The sequence below is a fragment of the Nocardia sp. NPDC056564 genome (assembly GCF_042793755.1).
Lineage (GTDB): Bacteria > Actinomycetota > Actinomycetes > Mycobacteriales > Mycobacteriaceae > Nocardia.
Genome location: NZ_JBHTUR010000001.1, coordinates 408,538 through 429,723, shown reverse-complemented (window position 1 = coordinate 429,723; position 21,186 = coordinate 408,538). Strand labels below are relative to the sequence as shown.

Genomic DNA, 21,186 nt, shown 5'->3' with positions numbered 1-21,186 from the left:
GTCGATTCGGTCGCCGAGTACGATCATCTATCGGCAAGGACGACCACGAACGTAAGTCCGGCCAACGACAGAGCGGTCAGCACGCCGAATACGATCGACCAGTGCAGCCGGTGGTGCACTACATCTACCCGGAAGTCGATGTCATCGGACGACGCGAATACCCCGATGGCGGCGCCGGCCAAGGTTGCGGCCAAGAATCCCGAGCCCATCGCCACGGCGATGTCGACTCGCACAACGAGTCTCGTCATTCCGGTAAAACCGTCGAGCGTGATGAAACCAGGAAGCAATGCAAGGATGGCGAACGCGCCGAAGACAATAGTGACCAATGCGGCCCAGTTCGCCGCGAATCGATATGCCGCGTATAGAGCATCTCCATTGTCCTGCACGCAATCTCCGATCCGCCCCGAACCAAGACCCGCCTCCGGGCACCCGAGTGGGGGACCTAGTACCCGGAGGCGGGACATCACGAACGCGCCAACCCGCACTGCCGCGTGTGCCCTCCGCGCACTGCGAGAGCCAGGAAGACGATCTCGACTCCCGGCCGCTGTGGGCGTTCGTGACGATCTGGGCCGGAACTACGTTAGGAACCGTAACCGAGCGCGGACAACCCCTCTTCCCCTCGCTGGGAATGTTCGAGTCCCCGAATAGCCACCACTGAAGCGGGCCGCCTAGCGGCGATGCTAGAGACAAACCGGGCTAGACTTTCGTTCGTACCTGCCGGTATAAATGACCTTCGCAATCAACCCTAATGACCTGTCACAGTATTCGCACGCAGGAACAACATATACATATCTACGGAAATACGGGCTCTACGTCCCTCGCCCAGTAGCCCTCGCTGCGGTATCCAAAGGTGGAGCAGGACAAGACATTTCATCTAGAATCTCGATATTTCGTCCCCAAGTTTGGGAAGCGCTAGATTGTCGGAACACCCTAGCCTCGAAGTGGCAGGACACAGTTACGAAATTTCGACAGGAAGGCCAGCCGTGAGCACACGGATTTTACGATTGCGAAGTGAGCAGCAACCCGGCCCCTTCCTCGATACCCTTCGCGACATCGTTGGTTCTGCATATGTCTTGACTGATCCTTCCGCGATGCGCGCCTACACCACGGATTGGACTGGACGCTGGGAAGGGTCCGCACTCGCCGTTGTCCGGCCCAACAGCACCGTACAGGTATCGCGTGTCGTCTCCGCGTGTTTCCGGTCGCTTGTTCCCCTTACTCCACAAGGCGGCAACACCGGCCTGGTCGGTGGCGGCATACCAACGGCCGGGTCGATCGTGCTCAGTACTCAGCGTCTTAGTTACATCGAATCGATCGATCCCATCGACCACACGGTCGGCGCAGGCGCCGGAGCGACTGTTGCCCAAGTCGATCGAGCTGCGGCGGCACACGGCCTGCGGTTCGGCATAGACCTGGCATCGAAGGAATCCGCGACGCTCGGCGGGATCGTCGCTACCAATGCCGGCGGCGCACGGATGATCCGTTATGGAAACACCCGGTCTCAACTATTGGGCATCGAGGCTGTGATGGCGGACGGTTCGGTGCTTACCCGATGGACGCCACTCGCCAAGGACAATATCGGCTATGACCTTCCCGGTCTACTCGCAGGCAGCGAAGGAACGCTGGCGGTAATCACCAAGGTCCTGATGAAGCTGAGCGCACCGCCCGTGGATACGCAGGTGCTTCTCGCAGGCATATCGACGGTCGATGACGCACTGCGCCTTTACGACCGAATCCAGCGGTGCGGATTGAGCGTCGAAGCGGCCGAGTTGATGACCGAGGAGGGCATCGGCGTGGTGTGCACCCACGCCGAGGTCAAGCGCCCGTTCGATGACGGTTCCGCGTTTTACGCTCTCTTCGAAGTGTCGGCACACCGTGCCACCGAAGCGGCGCTTCTCGAAATGCTCTCCGCGTGTGAGGATCTAGTAGAGAACGCCACCCTCGAGCAGCAACCCGCACGCAGGCTGTGGCGGCTGCGCCACAGCCACACCGAGAGCATCGGCCGCGAATCCAGCACTCCTGTAGTCAAATTGGACATTGCGGTTCCGCTCGCTTCGATGAGCACGTTTGTCGCGCAGCTCAAATCTATGCTGACAGAACATTTCCCCGCGACCCGGCCGATCCTGTTCGGCCACTTCGTCGACGGCAACATCCACGTCAACCTCCTCGACGTCGAACCGTCCGCCGCGGATCGCGTAACCGACTCGGTCTTCAATCTGGTCATCGAACATAGCGGCAGCATCAGCGCCGAGCACGGGATCGGCCGGGCCAAAACCCAATGGGTCGGGCTCGGACGCAGCCCCATAGACGTGCACATGATGAACCGCATCAAGTTCGCCCTTGACCCGAGGTGCATCTTCAACCCTGGCGTACTCCTACCGCGATGAATTCACCTGGGCGCGCACGGTGCGCCGCTGGCTGTCAGTCATCGACCGCCATGTATAGATGGGCGGCATAAGGCTGCGAAACGAGCAGATAATCTGCCCACAGGTTCGGGCACTCCGGGTCTGCTCGATCGGTTGCTGTCTCGGCCTGCGCGGCGATCCGAATCGTTCCGAGCAAGGCTTCGATCGCGTCCACGAGCGCCGAGATCTCAAGATCCGGAGCGGTCTCGCTACCGGGTCGACGCGATGGCGGTTTCATACGCAGAACGTCGTCGCGCAGAAGCTGCGACCAACGATGTGGTGGCTTGATCACTCGAAGTGCGACGACAGGGACCGAGACAACGCGTCCAGCGAGCATGCCAAGGGGTTCGCGCAACGGGAATCGGTCAGCCAATGGTATCGGCATACTGAGACCGACGGTGAACGAGTGATTGACGTCTGACATCGCGCGTTCGATCACAGAGCAGGAGTGATCCACCGCTGCCCGCAACAACTCCGCGCCTGGGTTACCGACCACATTGCCGGTACGAGCCTTCTTCATGACCAGTCCTGGATGACGAAATTTCTTGTGCTGGTGCGGACTGCATACAAGTGCCCACTCGGATGATCGACTCTGCCCGTGTCACCGAGAGCGATCAACGCGCAGTCACGGCATCTGTGCTACTGAAGTAATGATGTCCACCTCTTCATTGTGCACATTCTAGTGGTGGTCTCGGTTTCACTAAACGAACGCTATCCCCAACACGAACTGGTCTTGGCCCCACACGCCCCGGGCGAACCTATCCAAACTAGACTGGTACACGACCATTGGATCCTGTCGACGTAACCAGCTGTTGTAGTCGGCGTGGTTCGCGTGTAAAACGTCACCGAACTGCCCAAACATATATGGCGCGTCATAGACAGAAGCCAAGCGGTCACCAGGAATTTGATACCATCCGTAATCAAAGTTCACAAAACCTCCCATCTTCGCATGCCCATCGTTGGTCATGTCGACCTGACCGAATGAATTAGCAGCGAAATTCCTGTAGTCGGGTGCCGTGGTACGCACGTACGGCGTGCCAGCTCGACGGTGTGTATCCGGGTGCATCAAGGGCTCGCCGTCGGCATTACGTAGCGCCTGTTGCCCGGAGTGGAAATGTTTTATATAACCAGTCGCTGTTATCGTCGTATGATCTTTGCCGGCAAGCGCTTTGCGAACTCCCGCGATGGAAGCCAGTTCCGAATCCTTCCCAACTCGGCTGAAGAATTGCGCCGGACTCGATGAGGTCTCTAGCATGAAATTGAATTTATCGATCAACCTCGCACCTTTCATCAATAGCCGGTGATGCCCGTTCATCCTGATCAGCCATCGCATAGTGCGTAAGTTACGCCACTGACTCGGAGTGGTGCGCGCCCACTCCCGCCTCGCCGCAGCAATCTCGCCTTCGAGCATTCGTGAATGGTGGTCGATCCGTATTTTCGCCTCCCGCACTCGTAATTCAACAGCCTTCCGGCCGACATCCTTAACAGGATTTCCGTGCAATGCGCCCAATTCATCACGCGCTCGATTCAATTTTCGCAGCCGCAGCACCACCGCACCGGTAGCCATTTCAGGCGCTGCAAACATCAAATTCAAGACAGCTATATGTTTTTGCGCCTCTACGTCGGTGAAGTACAAATCGTGCTCGAAATCTTTATAACTCGACCGACCGAGGATTCGCATCAGTACACCGATACAGCCTTTATCGGTCAGTGCCAGTTCCACGTCGGTGGCCTTTTGTTCCCTCAGATCATCCAGCCGGTCGTTGAATGCCTGCTTCGTATGATTGCGCCGCCGCGGATGGTACCGAAACCCATCAGCCTCTACAGAGGAATGGAGCGGTTCGAATATCGACCCCGGGCTCCCCGGGGAAAACCCACTGTCGACGCGTTTCGACGTCGCCGCGACACGACGGTTCGTGTAGCCGAATCCGGTGACCTCGTCAGCGAGCTCTCGCGCAACTGCAGTCAACCGCTTCCCGAGAAGGTCGGCCAACTCAGGACCAAGTTGTTGCCACTCGTTCATTCTTTACTCACGAGCGCTGACGAAGGCCGCAACTCTACAAAAACCTGAGCAGTCCCGAGCAAGAGAGCACACAGAAACGGCATCCATAATTCGAGCCCACCAACTACAGAGACACCTCGCACAGCGAGGGTCATGATACAACGCGCTACATCGGCCGCGGTCAGAACCAGGCGTCGCCGCCGCGGCCACCTCTGCGCCGACCGGAAGTCCAACAGCCAGATACAGATCGTGCTGACGGCCCGTGCCCTACATAGGGCTGACAGGCCCATTTCGACTCGTCCTCATGTTCTTGACTGTTGCTCGCACGGCGACTTCTTGATACGCGCCTTGCCATACCGTCAGTGCAATACACGTAGACAGCCCATCATATGACGATTCACTCAACAAGTGCGAAATTCTGCCCTCCAATCCATGACTACAGCGCACACAGAGACAAGGACCTACGGTCTACCCCGAGCCACACGGGCTAGGCGACGTATTCCGTAGAGGGACCACAGCCAAGCCTGTTGACGCCGTCGCGCGCCCATCAGCCGACCGTCGTATTGGGCACATGCCGCCACCGGCTCTAATTGGCGGGCTGAAACTCTCGGCCCGCCCGGCAATGGAACGCAGCCGAGCGCTGCTCGCCAATACCAAGCTGCGCAGGCAGAGTTGCGACTCGAGCGGACGATTGCGGACGGAGTGAGTGCAAGCCTCGACAGCTACCGGCACATACCCTTGCACGCGTATCTCCAAAAGGTTCCGCAGCCGGAACCCGAGTAGTTGCAGTCGTCGATACCGGGAGCGTTGTGGCATGTCCGTCTGGATCCGCACCACGGCGACTCGAATGCACATTCACAATCCGGTCGCCACGCCAGCAGGTCTGCACTGTCCTCGGCGGGGCCGAGCATACCCAATGCCCGATAGGCCTCGTGCTCACCGAGCTCTGCGACCGCCGCCTGGTGCATCTCGTCGACGTGCCGAAGGTCGTCGGCGCCTTGCTCAGCAAAAGTCGATTCTCGCCCGGCGAGTATGACAGCGCGGTCCAGGATGTCTTGCTGCCTGGGCGTGAGCGTTGATCGCACGCTGCGGTATTGCCGCAGATGTTCAACCCACAGTCGGCTGCGCACCTCGGGCTCAACGGATTGGAAAATCGCCCTGCGATACGACACCGGGTAGGCGGCGATGCCCGCGTAGGTTTGCGGCAACCGCGCACGATTCGCATGTACCCAGGCCTGGGCGGACCGCTGCTCCTTGGTAGCGAACGCGGGCGCGTTACCCGCGAACACGACACCGGCGGCTACACCCGCACCGGCTACGAGCCTGAAGAACTGCGCTCGATTCACGCCGTGCGGTGCCGAAGCACCAGGCAGTTCACTTGCCTTCCCGGATGCGCGCCGGTGTAATCGCCCCACTGCGGTCAGCACCCGGAGGGTCGCGATGGGACCGAGCCAGCCGGCGAGCTTGAAGCCCAGCCTCGGACCGCACCAGGCACGCACCTCGTCCCCTCGCACGCGCAGTAACGTCGGCGCCCACTCGGCATCTTGGCCGAGCGCCTGTTCGCGCCAGCGTCGCACGTCGGCGTCGGCCAGCGGCAAGACTTTCAGCCTGTCGTTACATGCTTGCGCAACGGAATTCGATATCTCGCGACAGGTACCGCAAGAAGAGTCGAACGCCAACACCCAATGCTCATATGTTCTATCCACAACGATTCTCCAGTTATCCTCGACTTGACCGGCCCATCGCGAGCCGGGATTTCTGTCAGCGAGCTACCACCTCGCTGCGCAGTCAGCCGAGAACCTCCGGTGCGCCGCAACTTTCGAAGCTCGTCCGGCGTAGCCCATACCGTAAGCGATAGTATTGACTTCCCGGCCATGAGAAGGCTTGCTGCAACCTTGCTCGCATGGTTTCGTCTAGCCGTGATCGCCGACGCTCACACCCAGATCGGCGGCGGTCGGCGCATTACTGACGTCGCAAGTAGTTTCGGCGGCGACGAGATTTCGCTGCGAGACACTGAAGGTGTACCGCCGACGCCTTAGAATGACCGGTGCTGGGCATTGTCCCAATTGTGGTGTGCCCGCCAGCTCCAGTTACCGTCGCCGGCGGAGGCTGGCTTCAGTACAGCGATGTCTCGAGCACGTTATGAAGCATCGGGTGACCGGATCTCGAGTTGAACTTCGCTGTCGCCCCAGCCATTGCCGGTACCGATCCGCAATACTCTGCGGCGCTCCCGAGTTCTCGACAAGGGGCATGAAGCCACCATCATCGGCCGTGTCGTCGCCCCACATCTGTCCTCGCGCCGGCCCGCTCACGACGAGCGCCTCGCGATACGCACAGCCGAGGTGACATAAATAAAGCAGTCCGACTGAATGCTTTCGTCCTCGGGACGCACGGGGCAGCTGGTGCGCCGGATTGAACGCTGCCATGTGCGGAAACGGTTGCCGAAGTGTGTCGAGCGCGGTGAGGCCAGCGCCGTCGCCTTCCCACTGCCATCGTCCATTTGTCCGGTGGACAGGGAACAAACCGTACGCAGGCCCCGCTCCGCCGCGACCAACCGTCAACAGAAACGATCGATACTCCTCCGGCAACGCCACTGCCAGCTGCTCTTCGAGCTCCCCCATCTCAGCAGTGCTCAACGGCGGCTCGAGGAGCCACCGGTGGCCAAACCCCATGGCGCCGAAGACTTTCTCCGCACCTCAAGCGGCGGCCAGACGCGCGACCCGCTCTCTCACATCCGACCAGTCATTGGTCATGGCCGGGCACCATATCCCAGAGCCCAGTTGTGTCCTTGCCAAGAATGGACATGAGCGGACAGCGCCAATCCGTGTGGCTGCAGGCAGGCCCCGAATTTCACTGTGCAGTAGACGATGAGCGGTTAGGGCCAATTTTCGCTACCGGGCTCAGATCGGATTGCGCGATATGGTGACGTATTGCACGGATGTATTTGGCGAACGCCAGGCCTGACACACCAGCGAGTACCAATGTGCCGAGAAGGTATGGCCAGAGACCCCTTGTCATGACGAACACCGCGTCCGCCGCCGCCATGGCCGATGTAGCCAGCGCAGCTACAAGTATCCGGTAACCTCCCGCGGCCAAGGCATCGGCCTCGAGCCAACGGTCCCAGGCACTGATCGGTTCTCGTGCACGCCCGGCGCGTACGCGCGCCTCGACGACCGAGCGTGCCTCGTCGGCCTCGACAACTGGTACCAGCCAGTCGTTTCCGTGTCCGACGATGCGGATCGCCGGACCACTGGTGAGGTCGAAGAATCCGTGCTTCATCGAAGCCGACGGATCGGGCACGTGGATCTCGTCGCCCGAGACCGACTCGCATTGTACATAGGAGAGCAACCGTGTTCCATCCGAATCGCTCAATTCCAACCGGTTGTGGAGTAGGCGCAGACGACGAGGTCCCCTGGTACGCACATGTACGGCCATCCGACTGCTCGAGACGTCCAAGGCCAGCGGATACGTCAGAACACGGGCCGCGAAGGCGACGACAGCCAGGGCGATGGCCAGGATAGTGAGCGCGGCGACGGTCGTCGCGACGTGTATCAGGGATACGAGCACCACCGGGCCACACGCGATCAGTACGAACCGCCACCACATCCTCGGTCTGTAGCGATAGAGCAGCACCGCAACCAAACCGACCACGGACGGAACCACACTCGCACCCAATAGCGCTGGTGTCCAAAGGATTCGGAATCCAGCGTGGTACGACCGCGGCGTCACCAGCAACTCTCGCGACCATATCCAGCGAACGGCCTGCGCGATCACCGGCGGTGCGACCACGAAGCCGAGCACCACAAGCGGCACCGCTATAGACCATCGAAGGGCCATTCCCGGACCAGGGCGTGTCATATCAAAAGCTTCAGCCGTCCCCAGCCTTGGGGATGATGCGCGGTCGGTGACGCACAGATCCTCGGGACCCGCCGACCGACGCAGGTATTCGCTCGCGAAACTTCGGGCCATTCATACCAGGATGCCTTCGCCGATATCCAGTGGCTCGGTCGGCGGGAATGTCACCGGCAAGGCTGTCAGAGCACGGTGAAACGGCCCAGGTCGCCAGGACGGTCCGCCGTTCCTCGTGTCGAGCCGGATGTCCGGCAACGCGTCGAGCAGTTGATCTATCGCATCTTGAGCAATCAGATAGGCCAACGATTGCGCAGGACACGCGTGCTGTCCGGCGCCCCACGCGAGGTGCGAGCGGTTTCCGGACAGATCGTCGGTACGCACTGTCGGATCGGTGTTGCAGGCGGCCATGCTGATGACAACTGGCTGGTGGGCCGGCAGCCAGACATCATCGATGAGGATCGGGTGCCGCGGAAAAGTGATCATGAGGTTTGCCAATGGCGGGTCGTTGAACAACAATTCGTCGAGCGCGTCGCGAGCGCTCAGCGAACCGCCGACAACGCTGCCGCCGAAACGCTCGTCGGTGAGGATCAGCAGCAATGTATTCACGATCAGGTTCAACAGGAATTCGATTCCGGTACCGAAGATTTGGGCAACGTGCTGAGCCGCCTCCTCTGCCGTCAACTCAGCCGGATGCCGCAACAGCAACGAGGTGATGTCCTCTTGTGGTTCAACCTGTTTGAGCGCCACCAGCTGCGCAAGCACCTTGCTCAACATCCGATTACCGTCTTCGGCGTCGGTGCCGACGCCCTCGACGATCGCGGCAACCGCCGCCGCGAGCGCCTGTCCGATCTCCGGCGGACAGCCGAGCAGAATGTTGACGACCTGAAAAACCAGCGGAAACCCGTACTGGCTCAGCAGATCTGCCGAACCATCCCGAGAGAACCTGTTGATGAGCGGTATGGCAATTGATTCGACCGTGTCATGCAGCGCGTACAGGTCGACGGCTCTGATGCTGTCGGTCGTGGCGGGCCGGTAGCGGAGGAAGTCCATTCCTGAGCTCCTGCTGGCGACGGGTCGCCACTCCAGCATCGGCCGGATCGGACAGCTCGGCGGGATGTCACGCTGCCATATACGCGGATCGGCGGGAAAGTGCTCGGGATCGTTGAGTATGCGCAAGGCGGTGCGATATCCGACCACCAATGTGGCGGGTACGTCCGGCGCAAGCTCGACCGGAGCCATCGAGCCGTACTGAGCACGCAACCGTCGATAGATCCGATGCGGATCAGCGGCGAACTCTGGTGTATACATGCGAACCCGGGGTTCTTCGAAATCCATCGGCGAACCGTGGATGATCTGATCGGCGGGCGACAACGGTGTGTTCAACAGAGGCTCCAGATTGTTTCGTGCAGCAGGGCATCGAAGATGCCCCGCGCACGAGTTGGTTCTCGGAATCGAAGGTAAAGGAGGTTCAGACGCCGAGTGCGTCCAGCGAGTCGAGGTCGTCCAGTGCCGTGGTGATCCGTCGCATCAACGTCAAACATGTCTCGACCGACTGCATTTCGGGTTGGTACACGGCCCTGCCGATGGTGAAAGCCCAAGCGGCGTAGGCGAACATCGACTGTTGCCGGTAAGCCAGCCACGCCTCGTCGAAGGACGGCACAGTTCCCCCGGCATGTCCCAGTTCGTCCAGGTAGAGCTCCAATAATGCGCGGTCCCAAGCCCGTCGGTCATCGGGCTCACAACCCGAATTCACCGAGTAGGCGAAATCGTGCGCCCAGCCGCCTCGCATGATCACCTGCCAGTCCGCGAGGCCCATTCTTCCGTCGCTTGTCATATAGGTCTGCCCGATATGCGGATCACCGTGCAGCAGTGTGGGAGGCAGGCCGTTCGTCGCGATGTCGAGTGCACGCTCGACGCCACGCCACAGTCGCTCGTCCGCGCCGTGCAACGCAGCGGGAACAACAGCCTCGGCCCGCTTCAGGCCAACGGCGCTGCGGGTCTTCATATCGATGGCGGAACGGACGGCCACCAACATGTCGTTGGGCGTATGCAGGACCGAGAGTGACGGATGCGCCCAGAAGGTGCCGTGTAGCCGAGCGAGATTCCGGACCAGATCCTCGGCCTGATCGCGCGTGACGGGCATGTTCGGTTCGACGAACTCGGCGCCCCTGGTCACCGCGATGTTCTCCATCAGCGCGACGGATCGCCAAGACGCGGGATCGGCCGCGCCCCAATAGCCTCGGGGTGCCTCCATTTCGACCATCGGGCGAAATGTCTTGAAGAAATGGGTCTCGCCGTCGATCACCCGCGCTCCGCCGAGCAGCATGCGCTGGCGCAACGACGTGCTCGTCTTGGCGAAGAGCTCAGTCGGCAAGCCAGCCTCCGCGCCGACGTCGTTGTACCGCACATGAATCGCAACGCGAGTCGAGGTACCTCTGCTTCCGTCAGAGATCTCGAACGAGCGCACCTCCGCGCCGGGGACATCGCGGCCCAGCACAGACGTCAACCATTGCTCGGTGATGGTCTCGCCAGAGACAGGAACATCGTCGACCGTTCTCGCCTTCGGTCGAACAACCTTCTCCCACAGCACATGCCCGCCGACCGTAATAAACCTTCCGAGCAACCACAGCTTCGAGTTCATGTCAACGTGCCTCGATTCCCGTATCGAGCCGCGGTCGAGCACCATGTCGTGGTCCTTCCACTCCGGACCGGTCAGGGCGACAACAGCTTCGGATTGGTCGCGGATCCACGAACGCGACCGCGGGGCGGTACAGCGGCCAGGGAGCCACCCTGAGATCATCGGGTATACCGAGCAGGCTTCTCAGCCACGGGAACTCGTGCGGCGCACACGGAACTCAGTGCGGCTCAGCGAAATTGACATCGACTCAAGCGGTGCACATCCAGGAGTCCGTGTCTCCGGAGCTTGGACGCATCCGATCGCTCCGCGTCGTTCAGCTGTGCAGTGGAGCAGGTGGAATTGCTCGCCCGGCGCGTACCGCCGCAACTACTGCCTCAGCATCGGCACCGTGGTATTCCTCGCCATAAACCGCACCGGCTCGACGTGGCGATTCCATGACAGCGCATTCCTTGATTCCCCCCAAATCCACAGGCAGGTAGCCGAGGCTGTCGATGAAGGCCGATACCACATCCTTCGCACCATGATCATCACCGCAAAGCCATTGCACGACACGATCATCACCGGCGCGGCCTGCTACCTGCGCTTGGAACGCGGCAGTGAGCGTGTTGAAAGATTTGGTGTAGCGAGCGCCGGGCATGCGGGCCGCGTTGAAGGAGGCCGCGGTCTGGTCGACTACCGGACCGGCACCGCCGAAGTGATTGGATGTGTCCACGACTATCGTGTCAAGCAGTGCTCCCGCCTGTCCGAGTGCCAGATCGATGGCGGGCCACGGCACCGCGAGGACGGTCAAGTCCGCGTCGGTGACCGCGTCCCGCGGAGCGCCCGCCGTCGCCCCAGCTCCCAGCTCGACGGCGAAGTCGATCAGCGACTGCGGATTTCTCGTAAAACTGACAATCACTTCGTGGCCTGCGCGTACCGCCTGCCGAGCAACGTTGCCGCCGATGCGGCCGGTCCCGATTATGCCGACGATCATGATGTGCCTTTCCGAGATGCTTCATTGCTGACAGGAATATTGTTACGGGTAACGTTTGCCAGGCCACGATCGCTCACCATTGCCTGTAGCGGCGGGTCATCCGGTCCATCGTGCAACGCTCTTACAGTTTCGATGGCAACCGCGTCCGATGTGGTGACGCGCTGACTCTGCCGTTTGTGTTCCTCCCACGAAGGGGCGACGAATGTTTCCACGTGACGCGCGGGGTCAGCGGGGTCCGTATAGATTTCCCAGCGCATCGCGCCGTTGCGGCGCCGCGCTCGACCCAAATCGGTCAACGCAGCACGAAATTCGGGCAGCCGATCCGCCGGGATCCGGTACTCGACCATGAGCAGCACCGGTCCGTCATCGGGCGCGAGCGACGTGGGTGTGTACGGCTCCGAACTATGTGCTTGCTGGACATCGAGTCCCTCAGATCCGTTGAGCCCGAACCAGATACTCAGCACAGTTTGGCCCGCCATCGCGACGCCGGCGACGGTCAACGTCAGGGGAATACTCGTGATTGTCGCCACCGAGCCCCAGACCGCCGCGCTGATCGCGAAGGCCACCTGGAAGATGAGTTGAAAGATCGCGAGACCGCGCCCTCGAATCCATCCTGGCAGCACAGATTGAGCCGCGATATTGAGTGTGGACAGCACACTCATCCCCGCCACTCCGGCGAAGACGAGGACGACCAATGCCATGGGAAACAACCGGGTCTGGGCGAGCACCACGAAGCAGACCGCGTACCCCACGCTACCCGCGAGAGCTATACGGTCAGGACCGAGGCGCGGGCGGAGCCGGGGCAGAACGAGCGCGCCGAACACCCCGCCGACACCGAGCGCACCGAGCAGCAACCCGTACGCCGAAGCTGAGCCGTGCAGCCGCACACGCGTGAATACAGCGAGCAACGAGGGCATCGCGCCGAAACTCAGGACGAAAGCCACGGCACGGATCAGCACGGCGCGGAACTCGGGCGCGTTGGCGACGTAGCGCAATCCGCTGCGCATTGCGGAAGCCAGGTGTTCCGGCGGCAAACTGGTCGCAGGTGCGGGTCGGTGCCAGAGGTAGACCACCGCGATCACACCGAGAAACGAACCTGCGTTGAGCAGGAAAACCCCGCCCGATCCGACCATGGCGACCAGCACGCCGCCGAGCGCGGGTCCGACCGCCTGCGATGCGGTCATGGCGACCGAGTTGAGGCTGATCGCGGCGGGCAGCTCTGCCTTGGGCACGAGATCGGGGGTGATCGCGGCGAATGCCGGCGCTCCGAGTGTCGTACCGATACCGAGCAACGCCGTCGCGGCGAGCAGCACACCGGGATTCACCGAACCTGACAGCGTCATCCAACCGAGGAGCACTGCGACAACCAATTGCCATGCCTGGGTCACCAGCACGAGCCGTCGCCGATCGAGGATGTCCGCCATCGCCCCCGCCGGAAGAGCCAATACGAACATGGGCAATGAACTCGCCGTCGAGAGCAGCGCGACCAATGCCGCAGAAGTGGTCAGTGAGGTCATCAGCCAGGATGCGCCGACGAGATGCATCCACGAGCCCATATTGGACACTACCGAGGCGAGCCAAATCGCCCTGAACACGCCGACACGTAATGGGCTCCACGGCGACGCATCCGCCTGAGTTGCTTTCACCTGCGGAGAATACTGCAGCGAAACGGTATTCCCACTGTTGGGAATACCGTGGCCGCAGGCCTGTCACATCGCGTCCAATGATCCTTACCGACGATGGGAACTGGTCGCTTGGCACGTTCCGGCGTCCGATCGAATAGAGTCCGACCATGACCATTGCGACCTATATCAATCCGCCAGACCTGGCGAGCAATCCGGCCTTCACGCAGGCGGTTCGGGTACCCGCAGGCGCGGATATTCTCTACATCGGCGGTCAGAACGGCGTCGATAGCTCCCGCGAGCTCGTCGGCGCAGACCTGAAAAGCCAGACGCGGCAAGCTCTCGCCAACGTGGAAAGCTGCTTGCGCGCGGTTGGAGCAAATATCGAGAATGTGGTGAAATGGACCATCCTCATCAAAGCGGGTGAACCGCTGCAGGACGGTTTCGCGGCCTTCCAGGAGGTCTGGGGCGCACGGCCGAATCCGCCCGCCATCACCACCGCTTTCGTCGCCGGCCTGGGGGTTCCCGGCGCGGTCGTCGAAATCGAGGCCGTGGCAGCTATCCCGGCGACGTAGTCGACAACGGTGCACCAAGAGGAGGTCATCTATGGTGCGCGCCTACGACACCGGCGTCGAGCGGGCCATCGAGTCGATGCATCGGCAATATCGAACACTTTTACGGAACGACACCTCTTTCTCACTGCGCGAGCTATTCAGTTCACCGGCGTACGACATCGCCGAAATGAGTGCGTCCTTTCGGCCCAACCGCTTCGGGCCAGAAGCATGCTGGGCAACAGAGCAATTCTGTCGCGCGCATCGCATATGGCTCGAAAATGGCGACGACTACAACAGCATGACCCCCTATCTGCACCCCGGCGCGATCGATGCAGAACGCATGACTATCATCGGCATCTTCAATGCAATCTTGTTCTGGCTGAACGACACGATAGGTCGCGAGAAATTCGGTCATCTCAGCCCATCGAAACAGAACAACGCACACGTCACCGTTGCTCGGCTGTCACAATTGTTCGGCGAACACCACCCGCCCGCCGATCCGACCGATCTGGAATCGGCAGTCATTCGATTCCTCGAAATGCTGACGCGGTCGGCGGACCCAGCGTGGGTCGACCGCTTTCTTCGCTTGACCGAGGAACACCTCCTACCCGCTCTGCGGGATCAGAACGCCCGGACCCGCGGATCGGTGCTCCCCATCGCGGATTACATCGACCTTCGGAACCAGATCTCGGGCATGTGCCTCGCGCTCGCCCTCTGCGAGTTCGGCCGCGACAGCTATCTGCCGTGGGGCCGGATCACGTCGAGCAGACTCGGCGGTGCGCTGCGCCGGCTGCGGCTGCTCACCGTCGAGATCGGGGGGCTGATGAACGACGTATTCTCCTTCGAGAAGGAATGCATCGCTGATCGTGCCGATTTCAACTTGATTCCGATTGTGCTGCTGAACAGTGCGGACAATGACCTCAGCGATGCCATCTTTCAAGCCTGCGAAATCGTACGCAGGCGGGTCATCGCATTCAGCCACACGAAAACGCGGCTGATCGATGCTGCGGACGCGGCACCGGATCGCGACCTCGGCGCGCGCATCGCGACTCATGTCGCGGATCTGACGAGCTGCGTGCAAGCAACCTGGGTATGGCAGAACGCGACACCGAGATATAAAGGCAAGTCGATCTTCGCGGAGAATCAAACCCTCGCCACCAGCGGGAATACCTAAGCATAATTACGCTTCGCGGGCTGATCTACGGTGGATGCTTCCAAGCCGCCGATGGCGAGCGAATCGGGCACGATGATCGAGAGGTCGCGGTGGACGAGATCGAAGGAGCGGCACTGGCACGGGTGTGGTTGAGCGCGTTGGCCAGACACCCGGACAGCAGCCGAATGCCGAGCGAAGAACACCTACTGCCCACTTTGACAGCAGTCGTGCGCTCATTGACCATCGCGCTCGCCGCCGATCCGTTCGACACCACCGCAGGACTGGAAGCAGGCACGGCCCTCGCCGCTGCAGGCCTCACCCAACCGGCGGTGCCAGGTATCTCCGCACAAGAACTCCAGCACTTGGCACACGTACAAGCTGACCGCGATGTCGACCAGCGGCTCGCAGCCCTCCTCGCGGCTCTCGGCCAAGGGCATCAAGCACATCTAGACCTCCATTCTCATGATTCGCCGTCCTCGACCGCACCCCCCGAGGACGCGCGGTTCCGAATTGTTTTCGACAACGCGGCAGTCGCGATCGCGATCGGCGACACCGACGGTGTGCTGCTCGACGCCAATCAGGGATTGGCCGACATGATCGGCGTCCCGGTGCACGCGCTGCGCGGAATCTCGGTGTACGACTTCGCCCATCCTGACGACCGGGCCGATATTCGTAAGCTGGTCTACCAGGAGTTGGTACCGGCCGGCACGGGCACGGTAAAGCTCGAGCGACGCCTCGCCAGGGCGGACGGCACCATCGGGTGGGCTGCTTTCGCCATCACATTCGTCAAAGGCGCCGACGGACAGGCCGACTACCTGCTCGCGATCGGCGAGGACGTCACCGAACAGCACCGACTGCGGGACGAGTTGCGCCGGCAAGCGCGGCACGATCCACTCACCGGCCTGCCCAATCGCCGTCACCTGCTCGAACAGATCGAGGCAACGCTCGAAGCCGCCGGCAGTACCGACCGGGTCGGATTATGCTTCGCCGACCTCGATCGCTTCAAGTCCATCAACGATCGTTACGGCCACAGCACGGGCGACAAGATGTTGACCGCGGTCGCGGCTCGCCTCCGCGCGGCGGTGGACCATCACCACTGTGTTCTCGGGCGGATCGGCGGCGACGAATTCGTCGCTTTGATACCGCCGCCGGTCGACGAACGCCGGATCGCCGCGATATCACGCAGCCTGGTGTCCGCTCTGGCCGCACCGATTTCCGTCGGCCCGCATCAACTGCAGGTATCGGCCAGTATCGGTGCGGTGCTCTCCCCGGTAGCCGGGCTCCGGGCGGAATCGCTGCTCGATGCGGCCGATACCAGCCTCTACCTCGCCAAGACCAACGGTCGCGATCAGTGGGTTCTGCACGTCGAAACACCGGTCGAAGAACCCTCCAGTCGATAGCCGACAACACTACCGCCGTCCGAGTAGCGGTTCTCACGGTCGATGGCGCCGTAGCAAGTTCGTCAACGTAATCACGTCCGTGGTCAGGGATCCACCGGCGAACTGGAGCGCGGCCAATGAACGTTCGGCCGCCGCCGGATGACCGGCGCCACAAGCATCGGCGACAACGACCGGCAGATAACCGAGATCGGTACCATGCCGCACTGTCGGCTCGATCCCGACCTCCATCGCGATACCGGCCACCGCGAAGCCTTGAATTCCGATATCGCGCAACGCGATATCGAGCGGTGTACCCGCGAACGCCGACATAGTGATCTTGTCGAATACCGCTTCGTCGGCGCTCGGTGTCAACTCGGGGACCAACTGGTATTGCGGAGAACCCGACGGAAACGCCGGGTGCATATCCGCGATGTCGTCGGCATGCTGCCAGGCGAGCGCGGTCCGCAGCTGCGTCACTCCAGCTACAGCGAACGGTAGCGACGTGTGCCGGGTATAAACAACCCGGAAACCACCTTCACGCGCAGCGTCTCGCAATTGAACGCAGGCACGAACGTAGTCGTCTCCGTTCGGCAGCTGCCGCACGATGCCGACCTGCATATCGTAAATGAGCAGGGCCATCCGCGTCGGCTCGCATATCTCCGCGACAGTTTCCGGTATCGACAAGCCGTAGCCGTATCGCACGCACGCCGCCTAAGTTGTCCGGTCATAGGGCTCGTTGACGTCAACCGGGGCGTCCGTCACCGGTTCTACCGGCAGCGGCACGGTCACCGGCGTACGCTGCCACACTTCTGCGACCTCGCGCCGCGGATACGGCTGGATCATCTCCAGTCTGGCCCCCGGCTTGACTCGATCGTAGATTATGACCTTCATCTAAGCGCGACTCCATCTCTAGCGAGGAACGGGATCTCACCCGACGTAAAAGTCTGCCCGCCCACCGCACCGCACGCGCCACGCCAGTTCCCAACCTTGGGAAGCTGAGCACTGACGAAATGTTCTCAGCCACAACGCACTATAGACAGAAATAACAGCGCGCCGCTATCAACAGCATGCCGGCATTCGGATACCAAGGAGGCAAGGTTCACTGTCACGACTTAATCGCCTTTACCGACGTAACAACCGCCATCCGACATCCGGACCGACAGTCCGAAGTTCCACCCAGAGTGATCGCTTCCCATCGGCGGGAAGCCGACGCGGACCCGACGGGATACCTTCATCCTGCTCATTCTTGGTTCCCGATGAGCATCATGGTTTCGGTTCATATTCTTGGAGACAACGGATGATCGAGCCCGGCCGAGCGGTCGAGCAGTACTGGAACACTGAACATCCGGTACTGGAAATCCTTCGGCACCGGCGTGCGGCAGGCAGTAGACCGGGTCAGAGATCCGACTCCGCCAAAGTGGGGCTCGCCATCGGCGGGGGCGGAATGCGCGGCGCGGTTTCCGCCGCCATGTGCACACAGCTCGACGATGCGAACTTCAAAGACGCATTCGATGTCGTATACGGGACCTCTTCCGGAGCCATCAATGCCGCGTTCTTTGCATCACAGCCGCCCCGCACCTGCTGGATTCCGCTGTCCATCTATTACGACGACTTCGTCCTGCAAAGATTCATCGGATATGCCCGCGCATTGCGCGGAAGACCAATTGTCGACCTCGACTTTATATTCGACGAAGTGCTGAAATCCAGGATCCCGCTCGATTACGAAGCCGCAGCGCGCGCCGCGCAGCCGGTGGTATTCGCGGTCACAGACGCCGAGACGAACCGATCAATAGTCGTTCGCGATCACCACACAGGGCACCACCTGGAAACGTCTCTCCGCAGTGGTGCCCGCTTGCCGCTGGCCACCAATGACCCAACGGTCGGCGACCACAAGCTGATCGACGGAGCGCTGTTGATGCCCTTGCCGTTCCGCATGGCTGTCGATGACGGTTGTACCCACATCCTGTCGCTCAGCACGCACCGAATGCAGTCACCCAGGCGGCGGGTCGCGGTGACGCACCGTGCGTACTCGGCTTACCTCGACCGCATCAGCCGCGGCCTCGGGACTGCGTACCTGAACGCACTACAACAACGCCAGACCGACCGCGAGTGGTTGTCGACCCGCCGATTCGATTCTGCACCCGGCGAACCGCACGTCCTCGATCTCGCGCCGTTGCCGTGGATGAGCGAGATCCGGTTCACCGACACCGACCCGAGGACCGTGCTCGAGGGCATCCGAGCCGCATACGCCGTATCCTCCTGGGCCACCGAGGGCATCGGCCGCGATCACTCACGGGACAGGCTCGGCGACGCTATTCCTCGGATGGCGATGGCCGTTGTACCGGAGTCCGCCGCATGAGCGAACCGAACGAACTTCACGCAGTGATTCGCGCCATCCGCAATGGCCCGCCTGGACCAGAGATCGGTGCCTTCTTCGATTTCGACGGCACGCTGTTCCGAGGGTTCCACCGGGTACGAATCTCGAACCTCCGACGACGCCCCGCATCGAACGATTTGATGGACTCACTGCTCTCCGGGCTATCGGGCCACAGAACCGGTGCGCGATTACGCGGCATCGAGCGTCTGATATCGGCCACCTGGCGTGGCCGGCCGACTGCGGATTTCGAGCAGGTCGAAGACCAACTCTTCACGCGCCACATTGCCGGACACCTCTATCCTGAAGCCTGGCATCTGGTCCGGGCACACCGGGCCGCTGGCCATACCGTGGTGCTCACGACGGCTGCCACGCGATTCCAGGTCTGCGGTTTGGCCAACGCGCTGGGCATCGAACACCGTGTGTGCACCGAACCGGTGATCGAGGATGGGAGGTTGACCGGCCGGGTGCACGGTCTCGTCGTATCCGGTTCGCACAAAGCCGATCTGGTCGACGAATTCGCCGCAGACAATGGTGTCCGCCTCGATATGAGCCACGCCTACTCCAACAGTGCTGCGGATATTCCGCTGTTGCGCCTGGTGGGCCATCCGATCGCGATCAATCCGGATCGTGCTCTGCGATCGACGGCGGAGCGCGACAGCTGGCAAGTACTCAGATTTCGTAACCATTGCCCACTGCCCCTACGGGTTGCCCGCACCGCGCTCGGATTGATCGGCGTTGTCGGTGCGGGTATGGCCGCAATGCTGTTCTCGCTCAGGCAGAGTCAGCGATCCGGCATAGACCGCATGTATACCTGGGTGTCCACGACCGGTCTCCGCGGCGCAGGAATGCGCGTGCGGATCACCGGTGCCGAGTACGCTCGCGCACCGAGGCCTGCGGTCTTCGTCTTCAACCATCAGAGCCAGCTCGACGTGCTGATCGTGCCCTATGTTCTTCGCGGCGGACTCACCGGTGTCGTCACCGAGAAGGTACGGCGCTACCCGATCCTCGGCCCATTGCTGCGATACGTCGGCGCGGTTTTCGTTGATACCAATGCCCCTGCGCAGGCTCGGCGATCGATCGAACCTCTTGTCGATGTCTTGAAGTCGGGAACCTCGGTCGCGATCGCACCCGAAGGCCGGGTATCCCCGACACCGGAACTGCTTCCGTTCAAAAAGGGCGCATTCCATCTGGCCGCGCAGGCAGGCGTGCCGATCATCCCGCTCGTTATCCATAACTCCGGACGCGCACTCTGGCGTAGCGCGATCACCGTGCGGCCGGGAAGAATCGATGTCACGGTGTTACCGCCGATCGACGTCGGCGAATGGAATCCGGACGAGCTCGACGCGAACATCAACGCCCTCCGAGACCTGTACATGGACACGATGACCGACCCGGACCGATCTGCCAGCGGCTAGTACCGCGTCGACGACGAGATAGCGTCGCAGCGGCTGCACCGCCGACGTCAGAGACCGAGCGCTTCGATCACCAATCGAGCCGCGGCAGTACCGGAGTACTGTTGCTGGCCGGTGATGAGGTTGCCATCACGGACGGCATGCGGTGTGAACCGGCTCTGCACAATGAAGTTGGTGTGCGGAAGCTTCTGTGCCTCGTCTTCGATACGGAATGGCTGGATGGTTTGGCCGACATATTCGTCAGCGTAGTCTTCCTCCGAGTTGGCGAACCCGGTCCAGCTGCGCCCATCGACGATCAGCCGACCGTCTGGCAGCGTGGCTTTTAGCAGAATGCAGGTCGCGTGACAGACCACCGCGACAACCTTGTTCGCAGCCACACGCGATGCCACGAGTTCGTGGATGGTCTCATTATCAACGAACGTATACATCGGCGCCTGACCGCCCACCAGGAAGACGGCGTCGTAGCTTGCAGTGTCGACGTCCGCCAACGCCAGCGAATTCTCAACAAGAGCAGCGTGTTTCGCGGACGAGATGAATCCGAGACTGAGCAGATCGTCACTGCTGTAGCCGGACTCGTCTCGCGGATCACTCCACGAGTCGGCCGCCAGCGCACCGCCGTCGGGACTCGCGATGTCGACCACGTAACCATGCTCGACGAATTCCCAATAGGGGTGGGCGAGCTCCGCCCACCAGAACCCGATCGGCCAGCCAGTCTGGCGGGAAACCGCTGGATTCGACGCCACAATGAGAACCCGCTTGGGCCGTTCCGGGGTCAACACATCAATACGCGCACTCATCACTACCTCCAGTAACTGTCAA

The 21,186-nt window shown here is 61.5% G+C and carries 18 protein-coding genes; 6 read left to right on the top strand and 12 right to left on the bottom strand.

Annotated features, from left to right (window positions below):
* Positions 1-23: 23 nt before the first annotated feature.
* Positions 24-386 (bottom strand): hypothetical protein, encoded by a 363-nt coding sequence (locus ACFQ9K_RS02065; RefSeq protein WP_378715738.1) that lies wholly within the window; start codon positions 384-386, stop codon positions 24-26.
* Positions 387-983: 597 nt separating this feature from the next.
* On the opposite strand from ACFQ9K_RS02065, the gene ACFQ9K_RS02060 reads away from it, so the two are divergent.
* The gene (locus ACFQ9K_RS02060; protein ID WP_378715741.1) at positions 984-2,387 is read left to right on the top strand and encodes an FAD-binding oxidoreductase; all 1,404 of its coding nucleotides are present in this window, start codon (positions 984-986) and stop codon (positions 2,385-2,387) included.
* Between the two features lie 34 nt (positions 2,388-2,421).
* Here ACFQ9K_RS02060 and ACFQ9K_RS02055 read toward each other — a convergent pair whose 3' ends face one another.
* From ACFQ9K_RS02055 to ACFQ9K_RS02020, 8 genes are all read right to left on the bottom strand, one after another.
* Positions 2,422-2,925 carry a hypothetical protein gene (locus ACFQ9K_RS02055; RefSeq protein WP_378715744.1) on the bottom strand — a complete coding sequence of 168 codons (504 nt, stop codon included), beginning with the start codon at positions 2,923-2,925 and terminating at the stop codon, positions 2,422-2,424.
* A gap of 180 nt (positions 2,926-3,105) precedes the next feature.
* Complete coding sequence (locus tag ACFQ9K_RS02050) at positions 3,106-4,428, bottom strand: hypothetical protein (protein ID WP_378715745.1); 1,323 nt, start codon at positions 4,426-4,428, stop codon at positions 3,106-3,108.
* A 701-nt stretch (positions 4,429-5,129) separates the two neighbouring features.
* A complete protein-coding gene (locus tag ACFQ9K_RS02045; protein ID WP_378715747.1) occupies positions 5,130-6,005 on the bottom strand; it encodes a bacteriocin fulvocin C-related protein in 876 nt (291 codons plus the stop codon).
* Between the two features lie 1,252 nt (positions 6,006-7,257).
* Positions 7,258-8,220 (bottom strand): hypothetical protein, encoded by a 963-nt coding sequence (locus ACFQ9K_RS02040; RefSeq protein ID WP_378715749.1) that lies wholly within the window; start codon positions 8,218-8,220, stop codon positions 7,258-7,260.
* A 156-nt stretch (positions 8,221-8,376) separates the two neighbouring features.
* Complete coding sequence (locus ACFQ9K_RS02035; RefSeq protein WP_378715751.1) at positions 8,377-9,642, bottom strand: cytochrome P450; 1,266 nt, start codon at positions 9,640-9,642, stop codon at positions 8,377-8,379.
* An 85-nt stretch (positions 9,643-9,727) separates the two neighbouring features.
* The gene (locus ACFQ9K_RS02030; protein WP_378715753.1) at positions 9,728-10,945 is read right to left on the bottom strand and encodes an aminoglycoside phosphotransferase family protein; all 1,218 of its coding nucleotides are present in this window, start codon (positions 10,943-10,945) and stop codon (positions 9,728-9,730) included.
* Between the two features lie 265 nt (positions 10,946-11,210).
* Positions 11,211-11,870 (bottom strand): NADPH-dependent F420 reductase, encoded by a 660-nt coding sequence (locus ACFQ9K_RS02025; RefSeq protein WP_378715754.1) that lies wholly within the window; start codon positions 11,868-11,870, stop codon positions 11,211-11,213.
* A complete protein-coding gene (locus tag ACFQ9K_RS02020) occupies positions 11,867-13,516 on the bottom strand; it encodes an MFS transporter (protein WP_378715757.1) in 1,650 nt (549 codons plus the stop codon). Before ACFQ9K_RS02020 ends, ACFQ9K_RS02025 begins: the two co-directional genes overlap by 4 nt.
* Before the next feature lie 146 nt (positions 13,517-13,662).
* Between ACFQ9K_RS02020 and ACFQ9K_RS02015 the strand changes: the two genes are divergently transcribed.
* From ACFQ9K_RS02015 to ACFQ9K_RS02005, 3 genes are all read left to right on the top strand, one after another.
* Positions 13,663-14,067: a RidA family protein gene (locus tag ACFQ9K_RS02015; protein WP_378715759.1), complete on the top strand. Its 405-nt coding sequence runs from the start codon at positions 13,663-13,665 to the stop codon at positions 14,065-14,067.
* Positions 14,068-14,098: 31 nt separating this feature from the next.
* On the top strand, positions 14,099-15,220 hold the full coding sequence (locus ACFQ9K_RS02010; RefSeq protein WP_378715761.1) for a terpene synthase: 1,122 nt from the start codon (positions 14,099-14,101) through the stop codon (positions 15,218-15,220).
* A gap of 89 nt (positions 15,221-15,309) precedes the next feature.
* The gene (locus ACFQ9K_RS02005) at positions 15,310-16,599 is read left to right on the top strand and encodes a diguanylate cyclase domain-containing protein (RefSeq protein ID WP_378715764.1); all 1,290 of its coding nucleotides are present in this window, start codon (positions 15,310-15,312) and stop codon (positions 16,597-16,599) included.
* A gap of 33 nt (positions 16,600-16,632) precedes the next feature.
* Here ACFQ9K_RS02005 and ACFQ9K_RS02000 read toward each other — a convergent pair whose 3' ends face one another.
* Positions 16,633-17,280: a cysteine hydrolase gene (locus ACFQ9K_RS02000; protein ID WP_378715765.1), complete on the bottom strand. Its 648-nt coding sequence runs from the start codon at positions 17,278-17,280 to the stop codon at positions 16,633-16,635.
* Positions 17,281-17,289: 9 nt separating this feature from the next.
* The gene (locus ACFQ9K_RS01995; RefSeq protein ID WP_378715767.1) at positions 17,290-17,469 is read right to left on the bottom strand and encodes a hypothetical protein; all 180 of its coding nucleotides are present in this window, start codon (positions 17,467-17,469) and stop codon (positions 17,290-17,292) included.
* A gap of 406 nt (positions 17,470-17,875) precedes the next feature.
* On the opposite strand from ACFQ9K_RS01995, the gene ACFQ9K_RS01990 reads away from it, so the two are divergent.
* Both ACFQ9K_RS01990 and ACFQ9K_RS01985 read left to right on the top strand, forming a co-directional pair.
* On the top strand, positions 17,876-18,937 hold the full coding sequence (locus ACFQ9K_RS01990) for a patatin-like phospholipase family protein (RefSeq protein WP_378715768.1): 1,062 nt from the start codon (positions 17,876-17,878) through the stop codon (positions 18,935-18,937).
* Entirely contained in the window at positions 18,934-20,370 is a 1,437-nt protein-coding gene (locus tag ACFQ9K_RS01985) for an HAD-IB family hydrolase (RefSeq protein ID WP_378715770.1), read from the top strand. The genes ACFQ9K_RS01990 and ACFQ9K_RS01985 overlap by 4 nt, the downstream gene beginning before the upstream one ends.
* A gap of 47 nt (positions 20,371-20,417) precedes the next feature.
* Here ACFQ9K_RS01985 and ACFQ9K_RS01980 read toward each other — a convergent pair whose 3' ends face one another.
* Complete coding sequence (locus ACFQ9K_RS01980) at positions 20,418-21,164, bottom strand: type 1 glutamine amidotransferase domain-containing protein (RefSeq protein ID WP_378715772.1); 747 nt, start codon at positions 21,162-21,164, stop codon at positions 20,418-20,420.
* Positions 21,165-21,186: the final 22 nt, after the last annotated feature.

Coding starts and splice junctions, on each gene's coding strand:
- ACFQ9K_RS02055 (WP_378715744.1), bottom strand. CDS start 2,925: ATGAAGAAGGCTCGTACCGGCAATGTGGTCGGTAACCCAGGCGCGGAG.
- ACFQ9K_RS02050 (WP_378715745.1), bottom strand. CDS start 4,428: ATGAACGAGTGGCAACAACTTGGTCCTGAGTTGGCCGACCTTCTCGGG.
- ACFQ9K_RS02030 (WP_378715753.1), bottom strand. CDS start 10,945: ATGGTGCTCGACCGCGGCTCGATACGGGAATCGAGGCACGTTGACATG.
- ACFQ9K_RS02025 (WP_378715754.1), bottom strand. CDS start 11,870: ATGATCGTCGGCATAATCGGGACCGGCCGCATCGGCGGCAACGTTGCT.
- ACFQ9K_RS02015 (WP_378715759.1), top strand. CDS start 13,663: ATGACCATTGCGACCTATATCAATCCGCCAGACCTGGCGAGCAATCCG.
- ACFQ9K_RS02010 (WP_378715761.1), top strand. CDS start 14,099: ATGGTGCGCGCCTACGACACCGGCGTCGAGCGGGCCATCGAGTCGATG.
- ACFQ9K_RS01995 (WP_378715767.1), bottom strand. CDS start 17,469: ATGAAGGTCATAATCTACGATCGAGTCAAGCCGGGGGCCAGACTGGAG.
- ACFQ9K_RS01990 (WP_378715768.1), top strand. CDS start 17,876: ATGATCGAGCCCGGCCGAGCGGTCGAGCAGTACTGGAACACTGAACAT.
- ACFQ9K_RS01985 (WP_378715770.1), top strand. CDS start 18,934: ATGAGCGAACCGAACGAACTTCACGCAGTGATTCGCGCCATCCGCAAT.
- ACFQ9K_RS01980 (WP_378715772.1), bottom strand. CDS start 21,164: ATGAGTGCGCGTATTGATGTGTTGACCCCGGAACGGCCCAAGCGGGTT.